Source organism: Pseudomonas putida W15Oct28, from assembly GCF_000708715.2.
Classification (GTDB): domain Bacteria; phylum Pseudomonadota; class Gammaproteobacteria; order Pseudomonadales; family Pseudomonadaceae; genus Aquipseudomonas; species Aquipseudomonas putida_R.
The window spans coordinates 140,889-157,049 of the sequence record NZ_JENB01000008.1 but is presented as its reverse complement, the minus strand read 5'-3'; the positions used below and the strand labels follow the sequence as shown (position 1 = coordinate 157,049).

The 16,161-nt window shown below is 58.9% G+C and carries 18 protein-coding genes; 9 read left to right on the top strand and 9 right to left on the bottom strand.

Going from position 1 to position 16,161, the window contains the following annotated elements; translation table 11 throughout:
* Positions 1 to 88 precede the first annotated feature (88 nt).
* The 5 genes from AK81_RS07725 to rplM all read right to left on the bottom strand — a co-directional run bounded on the left by AK81_RS07725 (position 89) and on the right by rplM (position 3,770).
* On the bottom strand, positions 89 to 868 hold the full coding sequence (locus AK81_RS07725) for a cytochrome c1 (RefSeq protein ID WP_043198016.1): 780 nt from the start codon (positions 866 to 868) through the stop codon (positions 89 to 91).
* Positions 868 to 2,079, bottom strand: a complete 1,212-nt coding sequence (locus AK81_RS07720; RefSeq protein WP_010952438.1) for a cytochrome b — start codon at positions 2,077 to 2,079, stop codon at positions 868 to 870. The genes AK81_RS07725 and AK81_RS07720 overlap by 1 nt, the downstream gene beginning before the upstream one ends.
* On the bottom strand, positions 2,079 to 2,672 hold the full coding sequence (gene petA, locus AK81_RS07715) for a ubiquinol-cytochrome c reductase iron-sulfur subunit (protein WP_043198014.1): 594 nt from the start codon (positions 2,670 to 2,672) through the stop codon (positions 2,079 to 2,081). Before petA ends, AK81_RS07720 begins: the two co-directional genes overlap by 1 nt.
* Before the next feature lie 262 nt (positions 2,673 to 2,934).
* Entirely contained in the window at positions 2,935 to 3,327 is a 393-nt protein-coding gene (gene rpsI, locus AK81_RS07710; RefSeq protein WP_043198013.1) for a 30S ribosomal protein S9, read from the bottom strand.
* 14 nt (positions 3,328 to 3,341) lie between these two features.
* Entirely contained in the window at positions 3,342 to 3,770 is a 429-nt protein-coding gene (gene rplM / locus AK81_RS07705; RefSeq protein WP_003251819.1) for a 50S ribosomal protein L13, read from the bottom strand.
* 258 nt (positions 3,771 to 4,028) lie between these two features.
* Here rplM and AK81_RS07700 point away from each other — a divergent pair, with 258 nt between their 5' ends.
* Positions 4,029 to 5,069, top strand: a complete 1,041-nt coding sequence (locus AK81_RS07700) for an NADP(H)-dependent aldo-keto reductase (RefSeq protein ID WP_043198011.1) — start codon at positions 4,029 to 4,031, stop codon at positions 5,067 to 5,069.
* Between the two features lie 190 nt (positions 5,070 to 5,259).
* Positions 5,260 to 6,180, top strand: a complete 921-nt coding sequence (locus AK81_RS07695) for a GlxA family transcriptional regulator (RefSeq protein WP_176393829.1) — start codon at positions 5,260 to 5,262, stop codon at positions 6,178 to 6,180.
* Between the two features lie 113 nt (positions 6,181 to 6,293).
* Here AK81_RS07695 and zapE read toward each other — a convergent pair whose 3' ends face one another.
* The 3 genes from zapE to AK81_RS07680 all read right to left on the bottom strand — a co-directional run bounded on the left by zapE (position 6,294) and on the right by AK81_RS07680 (position 9,564).
* Positions 6,294 to 7,388: a cell division protein ZapE gene (zapE, locus tag AK81_RS07690; RefSeq protein ID WP_043198008.1), complete on the bottom strand. Its 1,095-nt coding sequence runs from the start codon at positions 7,386 to 7,388 to the stop codon at positions 6,294 to 6,296.
* Between the two features lie 165 nt (positions 7,389 to 7,553).
* Positions 7,554 to 8,903: a tryptophan--tRNA ligase gene (locus AK81_RS07685; protein WP_043198007.1), complete on the bottom strand. Its 1,350-nt coding sequence runs from the start codon at positions 8,901 to 8,903 to the stop codon at positions 7,554 to 7,556.
* A gap of 25 nt (positions 8,904 to 8,928) precedes the next feature.
* Positions 8,929 to 9,564: an alpha/beta hydrolase gene (locus AK81_RS07680; protein WP_043198005.1), complete on the bottom strand. Its 636-nt coding sequence runs from the start codon at positions 9,562 to 9,564 to the stop codon at positions 8,929 to 8,931.
* A 135-nt stretch (positions 9,565 to 9,699) separates the two neighbouring features.
* Here AK81_RS07680 and AK81_RS07675 point away from each other — a divergent pair, with 135 nt between their 5' ends.
* Positions 9,700 to 10,137: a YhcB family protein gene (locus tag AK81_RS07675; protein WP_043198004.1), complete on the top strand. Its 438-nt coding sequence runs from the start codon at positions 9,700 to 9,702 to the stop codon at positions 10,135 to 10,137.
* Positions 10,138 to 10,299: 162 nt separating this feature from the next.
* On the opposite strand, the gene AK81_RS07670 is transcribed toward AK81_RS07675, so the two are convergent.
* Positions 10,300 to 11,496 (bottom strand): methionine gamma-lyase, encoded by a 1,197-nt coding sequence (locus AK81_RS07670; RefSeq protein WP_043198003.1) that lies wholly within the window; start codon positions 11,494 to 11,496, stop codon positions 10,300 to 10,302.
* A gap of 127 nt (positions 11,497 to 11,623) precedes the next feature.
* On the opposite strand from AK81_RS07670, the gene AK81_RS07665 reads away from it, so the two are divergent.
* The 6 genes from AK81_RS07665 to AK81_RS07640 all read left to right on the top strand — a co-directional run bounded on the left by AK81_RS07665 (position 11,624) and on the right by AK81_RS07640 (position 16,146).
* Positions 11,624 to 12,103, top strand: a complete 480-nt coding sequence (locus AK81_RS07665) for an Lrp/AsnC family transcriptional regulator (protein WP_016488989.1) — start codon at positions 11,624 to 11,626, stop codon at positions 12,101 to 12,103.
* Positions 12,104 to 12,215: 112 nt separating this feature from the next.
* Entirely contained in the window at positions 12,216 to 14,477 is a 2,262-nt protein-coding gene (locus tag AK81_RS07660; RefSeq protein ID WP_043198001.1) for an S-type pyocin domain-containing protein, read from the top strand.
* Positions 14,474 to 14,737, top strand: a complete 264-nt coding sequence (locus tag AK81_RS07655) for a bacteriocin immunity protein (protein WP_043198000.1) — start codon at positions 14,474 to 14,476, stop codon at positions 14,735 to 14,737. The genes AK81_RS07660 and AK81_RS07655 overlap by 4 nt, the downstream gene beginning before the upstream one ends.
* Positions 14,738 to 14,908: 171 nt before the next feature.
* Positions 14,909 to 15,229 carry an S-type Pyocin gene (locus AK81_RS07650; RefSeq protein WP_043197999.1) on the top strand — a complete coding sequence of 107 codons (321 nt, stop codon included), beginning with the start codon at positions 14,909 to 14,911 and terminating at the stop codon, positions 15,227 to 15,229.
* Positions 15,226 to 15,489 (top strand): bacteriocin immunity protein, encoded by a 264-nt coding sequence (locus tag AK81_RS07645; protein WP_241496065.1) that lies wholly within the window; start codon positions 15,226 to 15,228, stop codon positions 15,487 to 15,489. The genes AK81_RS07650 and AK81_RS07645 overlap by 4 nt, the downstream gene beginning before the upstream one ends.
* A 12-nt stretch (positions 15,490 to 15,501) precedes the next feature.
* Complete coding sequence (locus AK81_RS07640) at positions 15,502 to 16,146, top strand: RES family NAD+ phosphorylase (RefSeq protein ID WP_043197996.1); 645 nt, start codon at positions 15,502 to 15,504, stop codon at positions 16,144 to 16,146.
* Positions 16,147 to 16,161: the final 15 nt, after the last annotated feature.

The window sequence follows — 16,161 nt, the reverse complement described above, 5'->3', positions numbered from 1 at the left end:
AAACTGTAAATGAAAACGCGCCCGGGGCGCCCTAGCTGCTTCGCTAGGGCCCCCCGGGCGCGTTCAACAACCAGAACTTACTGCGTGATCAGTGCACGTCCTTCCAGTATTCACGCTTGAGCAAATAGGCGAATACGAAGAAGAAAGCCAGGTACAGCAACACGTAGGTACCAATGCGCTGGCTTTCCAGTTTGACCGGGTTGGCCGAATAGGCCAGGAAGGTCACCAGGTTCTTGACCTTCTCGTCGAACTGCTCGGTCGTCAGGGTACCGGATTTCGGCGTGATGGTCAGCTGGTCACAGGCTTCGTGGGTGATCGGGCTGCCGGTCAATGGGTCAAATTGCTTCTTGCCATCGGTGACCGTCTGCACCTGCTTGCAGCCAATAACCTGGTTGCCCTGCAAGCCAACCAGCACGTTAGGCATGCCGACGTTCGGGAACACCTTGTTGTTCACCCCGTAAGGCCGCGATGGGTCCTCGTAGAAGCTGCGCAGGTAGGTGTACAGCCAATCGGTACCACGCACACGGGCGACCAGGGTCAGGTCGGGCGGCGCAGCGCCGAACCAGGTCTTGGCGTCACTGGGTTTCATGCCGATCTGCATGTGGTCACCGATCTTGGCACCGGTGAACACCAAGTTCTCGAGCATCAGCTCGTGGGGGATGCCCAGGTCATCGGCCACCCGCTCGTAACGCTGGAACTTGGCACTGTGGCAACCCATGCAATAGTTGGCAAAGGTGCGCGCACCGTCCTGCATGGCGGCCTTGTCGGTCAGGTCGATATCGGCCTTGTCCAGCTCCAGGCCGTGTTCGGCAGCAAAGGAAAAGACAGGCATCACTGCCAGCAAAAATACTGCAATCAACTTTTTCATCAGCCAGTCACCCTTTCCGGAACCGGTTTGGTCTTCTCGAGCCTTGTGTAGAACGGCATCAACAGGAAGTAGGCGAAGTACAACACCGTGCACACCTGCGACAGCAAGGTACGCCCAGGTGTCGGCGCCAGAACGCCCAGCACGCCGAGGATGACGAAGGACACGCAGAACACCAGCAGGAAGACCTTGCTGATCCAGCCCTTGTAACGCATGGAACGCACCGGGCTGCGGTCGAGCCAGGGCAGTACGAACAGCACGGCGATGGCCGCGCCCATGGCAATGACGCCCATCAGCTTGTCAGGCACCGCACGCAGGATTGCGTAGAACGGTGTGAAGTACCACACCGGCGCGATGTGCTCAGGCGTCTTGAAGGCGTTGGCCTGCTCGAAGTTCGGTTTTTCCAGGAAGTAACCGCCCATTTCCGGGAAGAAGAACACCACGGCGCAGAACACGAAGAGGAACACCACCACACCGACGATATCCTTGACGGTGTAGTACGGGTGGAACGGAATGCCGTCCAGCGGAATACCGTTTTCGTCCTTTTTCTTCTTGATGTCGACACCATCGGGGTTGTTCGAACCTACTTCGTGCAGGGCAAGAATGTGCAGCACTACCAGGCCGAGAATCACGATTGGCAGGGCGACCACATGCAGGGCGAAGAAGCGGTTCAGGGTGATGCCCGAAATCAGGTAGTCACCACGGATCCATTGGGTGAGGTCGTCACCGATCACCGGGATGGCACCGAACAGCGAGATGATCACCTGGGCACCCCAGTACGACATCTGGCCCCACGGCAGCAGGTAGCCCATGAATGCTTCGGCCATCAGCGCCAGGTAGATCAGCATGCCGAACAGCCAGACCAGCTCGCGCGGCTTCTGGTAGGAGCCGTAGAGCAGGCCGCGGAACATGTGCAGGTAGACCACGATGAAGAACGCCGACGCACCGGTGGAGTGCAGGTAGCGCAGGATCCAGCCGTATTCCACGTCACGCATGATGTACTCGACCGAGGCGAACGCCTCTTCCGCCGAGGGCGTGAAGCTCATGGTCAGCCACACACCGGTGACGATCTGATTGACCAGCACCAGCAATGCCAGGGAGCCGAAGAAGTACAGGAAGTTGAAGTTCTTGGGCGCGTAATACTTGCTCAGGTGGTCTTCCCACATCTTGGTGGCGGGGAAGCGAGCATCAATCCAGTCCATGAACTTGCTCATCATGCGTTCTCCTGATCGACGCCGATGACAATGATGTCGTCCGTCTCGTAAGAGTGCGGTGGCACTGGCAGGTTGAGAGGTGCCGGCTGCGACTTGTAGACACGGCCAGCCAGGTCGTAGTGGGAGCCGTGGCACGGGCAGAAATAGCCACCCACCCATTTCGGACCGAGGTCAGCAGGCGCAACTTCCGGGCGGAAGGTGGGCGAGCAGCCCAGGTGCGTGCACAGGCCGACGAGAATGAGGATTTCCGGCTTGATCGAGCGAACCTCAGGGTCGACGTAGGTCGGCTGCACCGAGGCTTTGGACTCTGGATCAGACAGGTCACCCGTGATTTTTTTCAGGTTGCCGAGGATTTCCTCCGTTCGCCGCACGATGAAAACCGGCTGGCCACGCCACTCGGCCACCATCTGCTGCCCGGCCTCGACCTTGGCGATATTGACCTTCACCGGTGCCCCTGCGGCTTTCGCCTTGGCACTGGGAAACCATGACCCCACGAACGGTACCGCAGCCCCCACTGCTCCCGCTGCCCCGACCACGGATGTCGCGGCTACGAGGAAGCGGCGCCGGCCTGCGTTGACGCCGTCATTGCTCATTCAGTCCTCTCCCATCAGCTTGCTTGGCCTGTTGAACCAGGCTCGTACTTAGGTTGTGTCAATGGCACTAAAATTTGGCCGTCATGGTAAGAAACAAATCCACACACTGACAAGGTGATTACCCTGGCAAGGGCGACAACCCGCGCTTTGCTTGATCTGCGTCTATGCGACAAGCGGCCACTGACATGCTGACAGGTTAGTTCAAGCCAAAAAAAAAGCCCGGTTCCAAGGAACCGGGCTTTTTTCGACTGCCGAAGCGGTATTAACGCTTGGAGTACTGAGGACGCTTACGCGCTTTACGCAGACCCACTTTCTTACGCTCGACTTCACGAGCATCGCGGGTAACGAAGCCAGCACGACGCAGAGCGCCACGCAGGGTTTCGTCGTATTCCATCAGAGCGCGGGTGATACCGTGACGGATCGCACCGGCTTGACCGCTGACACCACCACCGGAAACGGTGACGTAGATGTCGAACTTCTCAACGGTTTCGGTCAGCTCGAGTGGCTGGCGAACAACCATGCGAGCGGTTTCGCGACCGAAGAACACGTCCAGAGAACGGTTGTTGATGGAGATGTTACCAGTACCCGGACGCAGGAATACGCGAGCGGTTGCGGTCTTGCGACGGCCAGTGCCGTAATTTTGAGTCGCCGACATAATGAACTATCCCGTTAGATCTTCAGTTCTTGAGGCTGCTGAGCAGTGTGTGGGTGAGCAGCACCCGCGTACACTTTCAGCTTGCGGTACATGTCGCGACCCAGCGGGTTCTTAGGCAGCATGCCTTTGACCGCGGTTTCGATAACACGCTCAGGGGCCTTGGCGATCAACTTCTCGAAGTTGATTTCCTTGATACCGCCCGGGAAGCCGGAGTGGGAGTAGTACATTTTGTCGGAAGACTTGGCACCAGTCACACGAACCTGCTCGGCGTTGATAACGACGATGTAGTCGCCGGTGTCAACGTGAGGGGTGTATTCTGGTTTGTGTTTGCCACGCAGACGGGTAGCGATTTCAGTAGCCAGACGACCCAGGGTCTGGCCAGCGGCGTCGACTACGAACCACTCGCGCTTTACTGTTTCCGGTTTAGCAGTAAAAGTTTTCATTCTCTAAAGCCTCAGAGGCCGCCCAGCGAAAAATAGACGGCGAATCTTACTGGATAGTGCACACGTTGCCAAGAGCAAGCGCGCAGCCGAACACAGACGCTTTTGGGGGCTCGGGTCGGGCACGCCAATGTTCGACGGGGTTCTTCCTGCGTGATGGTGCATCACTTCCGCCACGCGGAGAGGGGCTGAATTATCCAGATTGCGAGAAAAATTTCAACCTGCTTTGATAGGTATCTATTGCCAAGGAGTGTCTAACCGATGGAATACCGCCAGCTCGGCCGTACCGACCTCAATGTCAGCGCCCTGTGCCTGGGCACCATGACCTGGGGCGAACAGAACGTTCAGGCCGAAGCCTTCGAACAGATTGCCCGGGCCAAGGCCGCCGGGGTCAACTTCATCGACACCGCAGAAATGTACCCCGTGCCACCCCGCCCCGAAACCTACGCGGCCACCGAGCGCATCATCGGCAACTGGTTCCGCGACAACGGTGATCGCGACGACTGGGTGCTGGCCAGCAAGGTCGCAGGCCCTGGCAACGGCATCAGCCACATTCGCGACGGCCAGCTCAAGCACAACCGCCAGCACATCGTCGCGGCGCTGGACGAGAGCCTGAAGCGCCTGCAGACCGACCGTATCGACCTGTACCAGCTGCACTGGCCGGAACGCAGCACCAACTTCTTCGGCAAGCTGGGCTACCAGCACCTGCCCCAGGACCACTTCACCCCTCTGGAAGAAACCCTTGAGGTGCTCGACGAGCAGGTGCGTGCGGGCAAGATCCGCCACATCGGCCTGTCCAACGAAACGCCGTGGGGCACCATGAAGTTCCTGCAACTGGCCGATAGCCGAGGCTGGCCACGGGCGGTGTCGATCCAGAACCCGTACAGCCTGCTCAACCGCAGCTTCGAGGTGGGCCTGGCGGAAGTGGCCATCCGTGAGCAGTGCGGCCTGCTGGCCTATTCGCCGCTGGCGTTCGGCATGCTCTCGGGCAAGTACGAGAACGGCGCACGGCCGGCCAACGCCCGCCTGACCCTGTTCAGCCGTTTTGCCCGCTACTCCAACCCGCAGACCGTGGCAGCCTGCAGCCGTTACGTGCAACTGGCCCGCGAGCACGGCCTGGACCCGGCGCAGATGGCCCTGGCGTTCGTCACCCGGCAGCCGTTCGTGACCAGCAACATCATTGGCGCGACCAGCCTGCAACAGCTGGACAGCAACCTGGCGAGCCTTGAGCTGAGCCTGAGCGATGAGTTGCTCGCGGCAATCGAAGCCATTCACCAGGAGCAGCCGAACCCGGCGCCTTGATCGCCAGAGGGGCTGCTTTGCGGCCCCTCTGTTACATGGGCTAGACACAATCGCCAAAAAATAAGACGATCCAGCCGGTGATTGACCACTCTACCCTATAAGAACAATGACAATGATGTTTACCCAACCCTCCGCGTCGCTGCGGCGCGTCAGCATCCTGGCCATTGACAAGGTGTTTGCTTCGACCTTGATGCAGGCCAAGGATTTCTTCCACCTCGCCAGCCTGCGTTACAGCAAGCAGCTGGGCCTGGGCTTGCAGCCCATGTTCGAGATCCACCTGGTGAGCCCCGACGGCCAGCCCGTGGACAGCTTCAGCAATGTGCAGCTACCGGTCGACGGTGGCCTGGACGACGCCGATGTGATCATCCTCCCGGCCTACTGGGACGACTTCGACAACCTGCTGCAACGTTATCCACAGGTGCTGCCGTGGCTGCGTGAACAGCATGCCCGCGGCGCGGTGCTGTGCGCCGAGGCCAGTGGCGTGTTCTGGCTGGCCGAATCCGGCCTGCTCGATGGCAAGGAGGCGACCACCTACTGGCGCTTCTTCACCAGCTTTGCCGAGCGTTTTCCGAAGATCCGACTGAACCAGGACAAGCACCTGACCGACGCCGACAATATCTATTGCGCCGGCGGCGCCACTTCGGCCTGCGACCTGTACATCTACCTGATCGAGCGCTTCTGCGGCGCCAACGTGGCCCGGGCCGTGTCCCGCGACATTCTCTATGAAGTGCAGCGCAACTACACCCCGGGGCGCATGGGCTTTGGTGGGCAAAAGCTGCACCAGGACCTGATCATCCTGCAGATCCAGCATTGGCTGGAGGAACACTTCGCCGACAAGTTCCGCTTCGAGGATGTGGCCCGCAACCACGGCATGAGCATCCGCAACTTCATGCGCCGCTTCCAGGGCGCAACGGGTGACAAGCCGCTGCACTACCTGCAACGGCTGCGGATCGAGACCGCCAAGGGGTTGTTGTCGAGCACGCGCAAGAGCATCAAGACCATCAGCTACGAGGTTGGTTACGACGATGCCAGTTTCTTTGCGCGGCTGTTCCGCCAGCACACCGAGCTGTCGCCGAACCAGTACCGGCAGCAGTTCATGCAGGAAGCCTGAAAGGCTTCCTGAGCGCCAAGCTTCGAGCTTCAAGCTACAAGAAAAAGCCAGAGCAATACACGATCTGCTCTGGCTTTTTCTTGTAGCTTGAAGCTCGAAACTCGCAGCTGCCTTTAGGGCTTATGCGCGCGCGACAGGAATTCGTGCGACTGCATCTCCAGCAACCGGCTCAGGGTGCGCTGGAACTCGAAGCTCAGGCGCCCACCGGTGTACAGGTCTTTCAGCTCCACCTCGGCCGAGATGATCAGCTTGACGTTGCGGTCGTAGAACTCGTCCACCATGTTGATGAAGCGGCGGGCGATGTCGTCGGTGGCGACACCCATCTGCTCCACATTGCTCAGCAGCACGGCATGGAAGATCTTGCCCAGTTCGATGTAGTCGTTCTGGCTGCGCGGCCCATCGCACAGGGCGCGGAAGTCGAACCAGGCGACATCGTCGCAGGTACGCAGGGCATTGATCGGCCGGTTCTCGATCATCAGCACATCGTTCTCGACCGCCTGGGTGCACTCCGGCGTCAGCGCCTTGAAGCTGGCGCGCATGCTCTGGTGCGCCGCATCGTTGAGCGGGTAGTGGAACAGTTCGGCCTGCTCCAGGTGACGCAGCCGGTAGTCGACCCCACTGTCAACGTTCACCACGTCGGTGAACTGCTTGATCATGGCAATGGCAGGCAGGAAGCGTGCGCGTTGCAGGCCATCCTTGTACAGGCCATCCGGCACGATGTTGGAGGTGGCCACCAGCGACACGCCATTCTTGAACAGCTCTTCCATCAGGGTGCCGAGGATCATGGCGTCGGTAATGTCCGACACGAAGAATTCGTCGAAGCAGATCACCCTGGCTTCGTCGCTGAAGCGCTTGGCGATGAGGGTCAGCGGGTTCTTCTCGCCCTTGAGGGTTTTCATTTCCTCGTGCACACGCTTCATGAAGCGGTGGAAGTGCGTACGCATCTTCTGCTTGAAGGGCAGCGCTTCGTAGAAGGTATCGACCAGGTAGGTCTTGCCTCGCCCTACCCCACCCCAGAAGTACAGGCCCTTGACCGGGGTCTGCTCCTTCTTGCCGAACAGCTTGCCGAACACGCCCGGCTTGTTGTTCTGCGCCTGTACCAGGTCGTCGTACAGGCGCTGCAGGTGACGCACCGCAGTTTCCTGCGCCGCGTCATGGAAGAAGTCGGGACGTTTCAGATCTGCTTGATAGCGTTCTAAGGGAGTCATGATTCGTTAGCGAGGCAACAAAAAACGGGCCGTCACTGTAGCGACAGGCCCGCTTAATGGCAATCAGTCTGTGGGAGCGGGCATGCCCGCGAACACCGGCGAAGCCGGTGCCATACACCGCGGCGCCTGCTTCGCGGGCTTGCCCGCTCCCACAGTGCAACAACCTCAGTCCTGCTGTGGTGCCAGGGCATCACGCAGGCTTTGAATGGCCACATCACGGGCTTCGACGCTGTCGAACTGCGGCCCGTCGGCAACCTGCTCGCCATTCAGCCACAGGCCGAAGCTCAGGCCTTCGACCCGTACATCGGCCTCGCCACCCTGCTGCAGCTGCTTGCTCACGGCGCCGGCGCTCTTGCCGTCGGCGAAGCTGCGCGACAGCAGCAGTTGCTCGCCGTCAGCGGCCAGCAGGCGGAAGCGGAAGCTGCCGTCTTCGTCGCGGAAGCTGACAAAACGTGCGCTCTTGGCAGCCTTCTTCTTCACCTCGGTGCCGGCTTGCACACTGCTGCGGAACGAACGCAGGCCAACGGCTTCGCGCAGTTGCTCGAGGAACGGCGTGGCAATCTTGCGGGCCTTGGCGGCGCCGGCCAGCAGGATGTCTTCCAGGTCCGCCGGGCGGGCGACCAGCTGGTGGTAGTACTCGCGTTTTTCGGCCAGTTGACCATCCAGCAACTGGAACAGGCGCTGCTTGGCATCACCCCAGCCCAGGCCCTGCAACAGCTCTTCGCGGAATTCGGTGCATTGCTCCGGCGTCGAGAAGGCCTGGTACAGGGTAAACAGGTGCGAGTTGTCCGGGTCTTTCGCTTCGCCTGGCGCGCGCGAGTCGGTGACGATGCGCGAGATGGCGTCTTTCATGTCCTTGGCGCTGGTGAACAACGGGATGGTGTTGTCATAGCTCTTGGACATCTTGCGCCCGTCCAGGCCGGGTAACGTGGCCACGCTTTCCTCGATCACCGCTTCCGGCAGGGCGAAGAAGTCCCGGCCCTGGCCGAACAGGTGATTGAAGCGCTGGCCGATGTCACGGGCCATTTCCACGTGCTGGATCTGGTCGCGGCCGACCGGCACCTTGTGGGCGTTGAACATCAGGATGTCGGCGGCCATCAGTACCGGGTAACTGAACAGGCCCATGGTCACGCCGGCGTCCGGGTCTTCGCCGTTCTCGACGTTCTTGTCCACCGAGGCCTTGTAGGCATGCGCGCGGTTCAGCAGGCCCTTGGCGGCAACGCAGGTCAGCAGCCAGGTCAGCTCGGGGATTTCCGGGATGTCGGACTGGCGGTAGAAGGTCACCTTGTCCGGGTCCAGGCCACCGGCCAGCCAGGTGGCGGCGATTTCCAGGCGCGAACGCTGGATACGCAGCGGGTCGTCGCACTTGATCAGGGCGTGGTAGTCGGCCAGGAAGTAGAACGAGTCGGCACCGGGCTGCTGGCTGGCACGGATCGCAGGGCGAATGGCGCCGGCGTAGTTGCCCAGGTGCGGAGTGCCGGTGGTGGTGATACCGGTAAGAATGCGCGTGGTCATGGGTGTTCGCTTATTCAGGCTTGGCTCAGTTCGAAAGGCGCGGCAGCAGCAGATCCTTCAGATCGGTCAGCTTGCCATGGAAGAAGTGTCCGCATTCTGCCACTTTCAGCAGCTCATGGGGGCGCGACAGGCTGTCGGACCATTCGTAAACCAGCTGCGGCGCGACCACTTCGTCGGCATCTGGCTGCACCACGGTGATCGGGCAGTGCTGTGGCAGCGGGAACTCGGCCGTCAGGCGCATGACTGCCGGGGCAATCATGAACAAATGTTGCAGCGTTACCCCGGCGGTTTCCAGGCGGCCGGCCAGGCTGGTGGCAACGAAACCGCCGAACGAGAAGCCCATCAGTACCAGCGGCAACTCGGGGTGGCTGGCACGCAGCCAGGCCGCGGCGGCCTCGGCATCCGCCACTTCGCCGGCACCCATGTCATGGCTGCCGGCGCTCTGGCCGACGCCACGGTAGTTGAAGCGCAGGGTCACGTAGCCGGCATCGCGAGCGGTGCGTTGCAGGGTCGAGACCACCTTGTTGAGCATCGTGCCGCCCTGGACCGGGTTGGGGTGGCAGATCAGCACCGCGCCACGGGCGTCGGCCACGTCCAGGTACAAGGCTTCCAGCTGGCCGCTGGGGCCATCGATGAACAAGGGGGTTTCGCGGACAAGCAAGGCACTACTCCGTGACCTCGGGAAGGGTCGATTCGTCTAGGTGAGGAATTCTGTTCTGATTTGCGATCGCTCGCGGTATACAGCGCAGGTCTGAGCCGTTAACGTAAAGCAAAGCCGTTTATAGAGGAAGGACTCGTGGAACTCTCGCTCCTTGTTTGGTTGTTGCCAACCCTGGCCCTGGTCATCGGTGTGGCGGTCGGTTTCATTGTTGCCCGCCTGCTGCCCAACGCGGCGCCGAGCAACACCCAGCGCCAACTGGATGACATCCAGAAGCGCTTCGACAGCTACCAGAACGAAGTGGTCACCCACTTCAACAGCACCGCCATGCTGGTCAAGAAACTGACCCAGAGCTACCAGGACGTACAGGATCACCTGGCCGAAGGCGCCAACAGCCTGGCCCTCGATGAAGTCACTCGCCAGCGCCTGCTGGCTGCCCTGCATTCCGAAGCGTCGCAAGGCCCCCGTGACCGCCTGACTCCGCCGAAGGACACCGCCGAAGTGCCACGCGACTATGCGCCAAAAGCGCCGAACTCGCCGGGCATGCTCGACGAGAGCTACGGGCTCAAGCGTTGATCTGCTGAACATGAAAAAGGCCTCGCAAGAGGCCTTTTTTGTGGGCTGGATTCACTGACCCCTTCGCGGGCACGCCCGCTCCCACAGGTATTTCACAGATTTCGAATGCTGTGGTGTACCTGTGGGAGCGGGCGTGCCCGCGAAGAGGCCGGGGCAGGCTACCTAACAGCAAGCCTGCAATGCCTGCTCGACATCCGCTAGCAGGTCTTCCACATCCTCCAGCCCCACGGACAACCTCACCAACCCCTCCGATATCCCATGATGCGCCCGCTCCTCCGGCGTGTAACTGGAGTGCGTCATGCTCGCCGGGTGCTGCGCCAGCGACTCGGCATCCCCCAGGCTCACTGCCCGGGCAAACAGCTGCAGCGCATTCATGAAACGCCGCCCAGCCTCGATCCCCCCCTTGAGCTCAAAGGCAATCATCCCGCCCGGCAAACGCATCTGCCGCTGTGCCAGTTCGTACTGGGCAAACGACGGCAACCCCGGGTAGTGAAGAAGCTCCACCTGCGGCTGCCGAGCCAAGAACTGCGCCACCTGCAACGCATTGGCGCAGTGGCGGTCCATGCGCAGAGCCAAGGTCTTGATACCGCGCATCAATAGCGAAGCGTCATGCGGCGAAAGCACAGCCCCGGTCATGTCTTTCAGCCCTTCCAGGCGAATGCGGTCGACCAGCGCCTTGCGCCCCACCACCAGGCCGGCGGTAATGTCGCCATGACCACTGAGGTACTTGGTCGCCGAATGCACTACCAGGTCGGCCCCAAGTTCCAGCGGCCGCTGCAGGTAAGGCGTGCAGTAGGTGTTGTCGACCACCACAAGCACATCATGCCCTCGCACCGCCTCGACAACCGCAGGTATGTCTACCAGTTGCATATTGGGGTTGGCCGGTGTTTCGAAGTAGATCATCCGCGTTTTGCTGTTGATCGTCGCTTTCAGGGCTTCGGCATCGTTGAGGTCAACATGGTGAATCTTGACACCGAACTCGCCGATGCCATGGTGCAGGAATGCAAAGGTGCAGCCATATAAGGTGCGCCCGACGATCAGCTCATCACCAGGCCGCAGCAGGGTCCAGATGGTCGAAGTAATGGCCCCCATCCCCGACGCCAGCGCCAATCCCGCCTCGCCGCCCTCCAGCGAGGCCATGCGTTGCTCAAGCAAGGCCAGTGTGGGGTTGGAGATGCGGCTGTAGAAGTGCCCCGCCTCCTCCCCGGCAAAGCAGGCAGCGCCGTATTCGACAGTCGGGAAGGCATAGGTAGCGGTCTGGTACACCGGTGGCACCAGGGCGCCACCGTGGGAAAGCGGGTCGTAGCCATGGTGAATGGCCCGTGTGGAAAAACCGGTGTTGTTATGGGAGTCGCGCATGGCAACAGCCTCTTGTGGTTTGCTATAAGCTTATGCCACCGAGCTGCCCGATTTTTTCCAAAATAGCCCACGCATCTGCGTGCTTGCTGGAACAAAAACAACAATTAACGGACCAGGAGGGCAAAACATGCCTTCAAGCCTCGACCGCACCGACCGTGCCCTGCTCGCCGCCTTGCAGGACAACGCCCGCCTCACCGTCGCCGAACTTGCCGACCAGGTGGCGCTGACCACCTCGCCATGCTGGCGAAGGGTCAAGCTGCTCGAAGACAACGGCTACATCACCGGCTATCAGGCCATCCTCTCGCCAAAGTCACTGGGGTTTGGCGTGACAGCCTTCGTCAGCATCATGATGGACTCCCACACCAAGGACATGGCGCTGGCATTCGAGCAGCGGCTGATGGAAATCCCCGAAATCGTCGCCTGCCACAACATCTCCGGGCGCTATGACTTTTTGCTGGAGATTCTGGCGCGGGACCTGGAGTCGTTTGGCGAATTTACCCGGGAAGTGCTGCAACGGCTGCCGGGGGTGAAGGAGATCTATTCGAGTTTTTCCTACAAGGCGGTGAAGGAGAAAAGGGTAATACCTGTGTCGGAAAAACACATCTAAGACAGATCTTTCCGAGTGCCAGGAAGCTTCCTACCGATTGACAGGCCGCAGCTGACATACCGCGAATTCAATATATATAAAGCTAGCCCGTGTAGTGACCAGGAGAACCTACATGGCACGTGACAACACGTATTATCTCGATGAAGCGCTGTACATCAGTGCGCAAGCACCAACAGGTGCCGAACTAAGGTTGATGGGGGGAGGTGGTGGTGGACCGGGCTCAGGTGGCTGGGGGCTAAGCGATGGTTATCCACGCGGCACCAGTCCAACCAAAAATGACATTGCACGGGTTATCTCCACTCGCAGAGTGCTGACAGAAGAATTTCAGATCATCGAGAAGGACTATTCAGAAAAATATGCTCACGAAGTAAACCAGCTCCCTGAAACCATTACTGCACTGAAAGCCCAGATCAAAGCCGAGGCGAACAGTACAAACGGCGCGACATCAACGCTCTCAACAGAACAACAAATCCTGTCATCGCAAATCAGTCAGATTCGTGATGGTTATTTGCAGATCTTACCCGACGCCAGTAACTACTTTGGCGTACCCGCATTCTACAAGCGCGGCGATTCAATGATGAGCCGGTTTCTGGACCCGGGCTTCTTCGCAGCAACAACAGGCCAAGAGCTAGGTGTGGAATGGGCCACGAGGCTGCAGAGGTCTTGGGAAGGCACGTACCGCTTACACATCGAAGCTCAAAAGCACCAAGCGCTGGCAGACGAACTTGAGGGCCTCGCAAGGCAAGTGGATCAGGAGGAGCTCAACCATCAGCCTCCAAATCTGGTGGAAGTGATCGCGCGCAGAACAGCTCAGATTCACGCAGAGCGGCAGATACATTTCGATTGTTTACCCAACGTCCTTCAGCATGAGCTGGGGCAAACCGTCATTGACGACGCGCTCACGCTTGTTCAAACCTTCAGCGCCTATCTGGCAACCGCTGCTGCCTTGGTGCAGGCCAAGCAATCACAAATTCCGCTGTACCATAATCATAATCCCCGTATCAACACCCCTCTGTCGAAGCCTCAACTTGAAGGGCTTTTGCATCTTGTAGATGAACAACGTTTACGCCGGGCTGGCCCGCGCTGGCAGGAATACCACCTCGCACTGGCGCTAACCGAATCGATCAGATTCCTGGGCGTATATGCAGGTGCCACGCAACACCTGATGCAGCGCGCCGCTGAAGTGGAGAACCTCCAAGGTCAACTCGCCGCACAGGAAGAAGCTGCACACCAGCAGGCCGAAGCTGAGCGCTTGGCTGCAGATGCCGAGCGGCTAAGGCAAGAGACTCTGCGGCGGAGCATTTCCTATATCAATGAAGCGCGTCTGGCGGGACTGACGCCTGCCGTAATCCCCATTGGTGCTACCTCTTTTGCAGTAGCCGAAGCGGCTTACTCGGCTTTGGGTGAAGCAATCACGACCGCGATTGCCCGCCTTGTTGCTACGACTATCCCTTCGCTTGCAGTAGGCACTCTTGCGATGGCCTGGCCGTCAACGCTGGGTAACAGTGAGCGCCGTTATCTTATCAGCACCCCTCTAGCCAGCCTTACGCCACCCGGTGGGCCTGACCTTGCAACCTTGGCAGCGTCATCAACCAGCATCGATCTGCCGTATCTGCTGGCTGGATCCGAGCACCAGAATGGCATGGACCTGTATGTGGTGGCTGGGGGTAAATCGGTACCGGTACGCGCTGCGACATTCGACAGTGAGCGGCAGGTCTACAGCCTGGCGCTGGATAACCCGCAGCGGATTTTGACCTGGACACCTGCCAGCGCGCCGGGCGGTGAAGGTGGAAGTTCTACCAGCTTGCCGCCAGCGCCGCCCGGTACCGTCGTTTACACCGGCAGTACCCTGAACCCCGTCAGTACCGAAACAGAGGGTTACCCGGCGCTGGATTTGCTGGACCAGGAACGGCTGATCATCACCTTCCCCATGGACTCGGGTTTACCGCCTATTCTGGTGGTGTTCAAAAGCCCGCGATATGAGCCTGGTATTGCTACAGGGCAGGGCTCGCACACCAATGGTGTCTGGCTCGGTGAGGCAGCAAGGCTGACCGGGGCTGCAATTCCAACACAGATTGCAGATGTGCTTAGAGATAGAGAGTTTCGGGATTTCGATGCTTTCAGATCTACATTCTGGAAGGCTGTAGCCGAAACCTCTGAGCTGTCTAGCCAATTTAACATTGTGAATAGAAATCTTATGTCCAAAGGACATGCCCCCAAAGCACGTGACCAAGACCATTACAAAGGACACGCAACCTTCATACTCCATCACGTCATACCAATCTCCGAAAACGGAGCTGTCTACGATATTGATAACCTGAGAGTGGTAACACCGGCAGCGCATAATAGCATCCACTACGGGACATCCGAATGAATCAAAAAAATAGCATTTCCGAATACACCGAGCTCGAATTCCTGGAGTTTATAAACTCCATTACGAACCCTCCTGATGACTTGAGCGAGCATGAGCTCGACGCAAGGATCATGAAATTCAAGTTATTAACCGAACACCCAAATGGTTCAGACCTCATATATTGGCCTGAAGCAGACGGACTGGACACACCGGAAGAAATTGTACGCATCATAAAAAAATGGCGCGCAGCCAACAACAAACCAGGCTTCAAAGCGGAGTAAACCTAACACCCCGCTAACGCGGGGTGTCAATTCTCTAAATAAAAAAGCGCAAAGAGAAAAGTCCTACACCCCAGTCAAACAACTCGCACAAGATACTCAACTCCACCATGCATACTGAGCTGCGTTCGGACGATAGACTTCAACTCACTATCAACTGAGAAAATTGCTGAAATGGCCACCATTCTTCCAGAATACATAGCAAAAAAACTGTCAGGACAAGCATTCAAGAATTTCGACCACTTCTCCCGGTCCTTCTGGCTAGCCATCGCAGAAGACCCAATCGACAGCCAGCAATTCATCCCCGCCCAGCTCAACCGCCTCAAGAAAGGCTGGCCCCCTCGCGCGCCATTCTATGAAACGGTAATGGGACTGCGCTCCTATCAGATATGCCACCTAGCCCCACCCGAGTGGGGTGGACTGATGTACGACGCTGAAAACCTGCGGATCATGAGCGCCATGCAATACACGCTTTCATCGGAGATGCCATTGTGATCAGCTTGAAGCACAGCCTGGCAGACTATTCATACAGCGAGTTCCGGTCGATTGTTGACGCGTTGATTCAGGCGACAGGCTCCCAGGACTGGCAGGACAGACTGCTGGAGCATTTTATCGAGCTGGTTGCGCACCCCGATGGTTCCGACCTGACCTATTACACCGAAGATAAGCCGCAAGACTGCGCCGAGCAGGTCATGACCCGCATCGTGGCATGGAGGCAATCGAAGGGCCTTTCCGCGCCCAGGGATTTGCCATGAGCACATCCATCCGTGAATGAAATAACCGATCAAGTTCTCGACGCACTGAACAAGTATCCGGAGCTGCTGAAACAGCTCCCGGCAAACACGTTTTTACACAGGGTTCAACCTTGTCGCTACGACGCCAACCCCGTGAACTACCGCGCCGATTCCGATACCCGCTACGCCGACCCGTCCAAACGTGTTGGCGTTTACTACCTGGGTTGTTCCGCAGAGGTTGCCGTGGCCGAGTCGTTCCAGCCAGGCCAAGGTGTCGATGATCAACCGGTGCGTTTCTCGCAACTGCAACAGGCCTCGCTACACCTGCTAAAGGCGGCGCGCAAATTGTGCTTGGTGGACGTAGCTGCCCTGGCGAATCGGGCTACTCATCACAAAATCCGGGACATCGTTCAGGCCAAGGGTCAAGGCAAAGAAGGTTACGCCCTCACGCGTAAAATCAGCCAGGTGTGCATGAGCCAAGACCATGTTGATGGCCTGCTCTATCTGTCTGCGGTCTATACCGTCACCGGCGCCATGGAAGGTTGCAACATTGTATTATTCGAAGGTCGCTCAACCCAGATCCAAGCAATAAGCCATCAGCCTGTGAGCATTGCAGTGCTGCCGAACGGTGAAACGGTAGTAGAATTTCTGTGCAGTCTGGGCGTAGCGCTGGAATAGCTGCAGAACCCAACC

Excerpts from the sequence above, each read along its gene's own strand:
- AK81_RS07725 (WP_043198016.1), bottom strand. The coding sequence starts at position 868 with ATGAAAAAGTTGATTGCAGTATTTTTGCTGGCAGTGATGCCTGTCTTT.
- rplM (WP_003251819.1), bottom strand. The coding sequence starts at position 3,770 with ATGAAAACTTTTACTGCTAAACCGGAAACAGTAAAGCGCGAGTGGTTC.
- AK81_RS07720 (WP_010952438.1), bottom strand. The coding sequence starts at position 2,079 with ATGAGCAAGTTCATGGACTGGATTGATGCTCGCTTCCCCGCCACCAAG.
- AK81_RS07685 (WP_043198007.1), bottom strand. The coding sequence starts at position 8,903 with ATGACCACGCGCATTCTTACCGGTATCACCACCACCGGCACTCCGCAC.
- petA (WP_043198014.1), bottom strand. The coding sequence starts at position 2,672 with ATGAGCAATGACGGCGTCAACGCAGGCCGGCGCCGCTTCCTCGTAGCC.
- AK81_RS07665 (WP_016488989.1), top strand. The coding sequence starts at position 11,624 with ATGCCTTCAAGCCTCGACCGCACCGACCGTGCCCTGCTCGCCGCCTTG.
- zapE (WP_043198008.1), bottom strand. The coding sequence starts at position 7,388 with ATGACTCCCTTAGAACGCTATCAAGCAGATCTGAAACGTCCCGACTTC.
- AK81_RS07650 (WP_043197999.1), top strand. The coding sequence starts at position 14,909 with ATGGCCACCATTCTTCCAGAATACATAGCAAAAAAACTGTCAGGACAA.
- AK81_RS07670 (WP_043198003.1), bottom strand. The coding sequence starts at position 11,496 with ATGCGCGACTCCCATAACAACACCGGTTTTTCCACACGGGCCATTCAC.
- AK81_RS07655 (WP_043198000.1), top strand. The coding sequence starts at position 14,474 with ATGAATCAAAAAAATAGCATTTCCGAATACACCGAGCTCGAATTCCTG.
- rpsI (WP_043198013.1), bottom strand. The coding sequence starts at position 3,327 with ATGTCGGCGACTCAAAATTACGGCACTGGCCGTCGCAAGACCGCAACC.
- AK81_RS07695 (WP_176393829.1), top strand. The coding sequence starts at position 5,260 with ATGCAGGCCAAGGATTTCTTCCACCTCGCCAGCCTGCGTTACAGCAAG.
- AK81_RS07660 (WP_043198001.1), top strand. The coding sequence starts at position 12,216 with ATGGCACGTGACAACACGTATTATCTCGATGAAGCGCTGTACATCAGT.
- AK81_RS07700 (WP_043198011.1), top strand. The coding sequence starts at position 4,029 with ATGGAATACCGCCAGCTCGGCCGTACCGACCTCAATGTCAGCGCCCTG.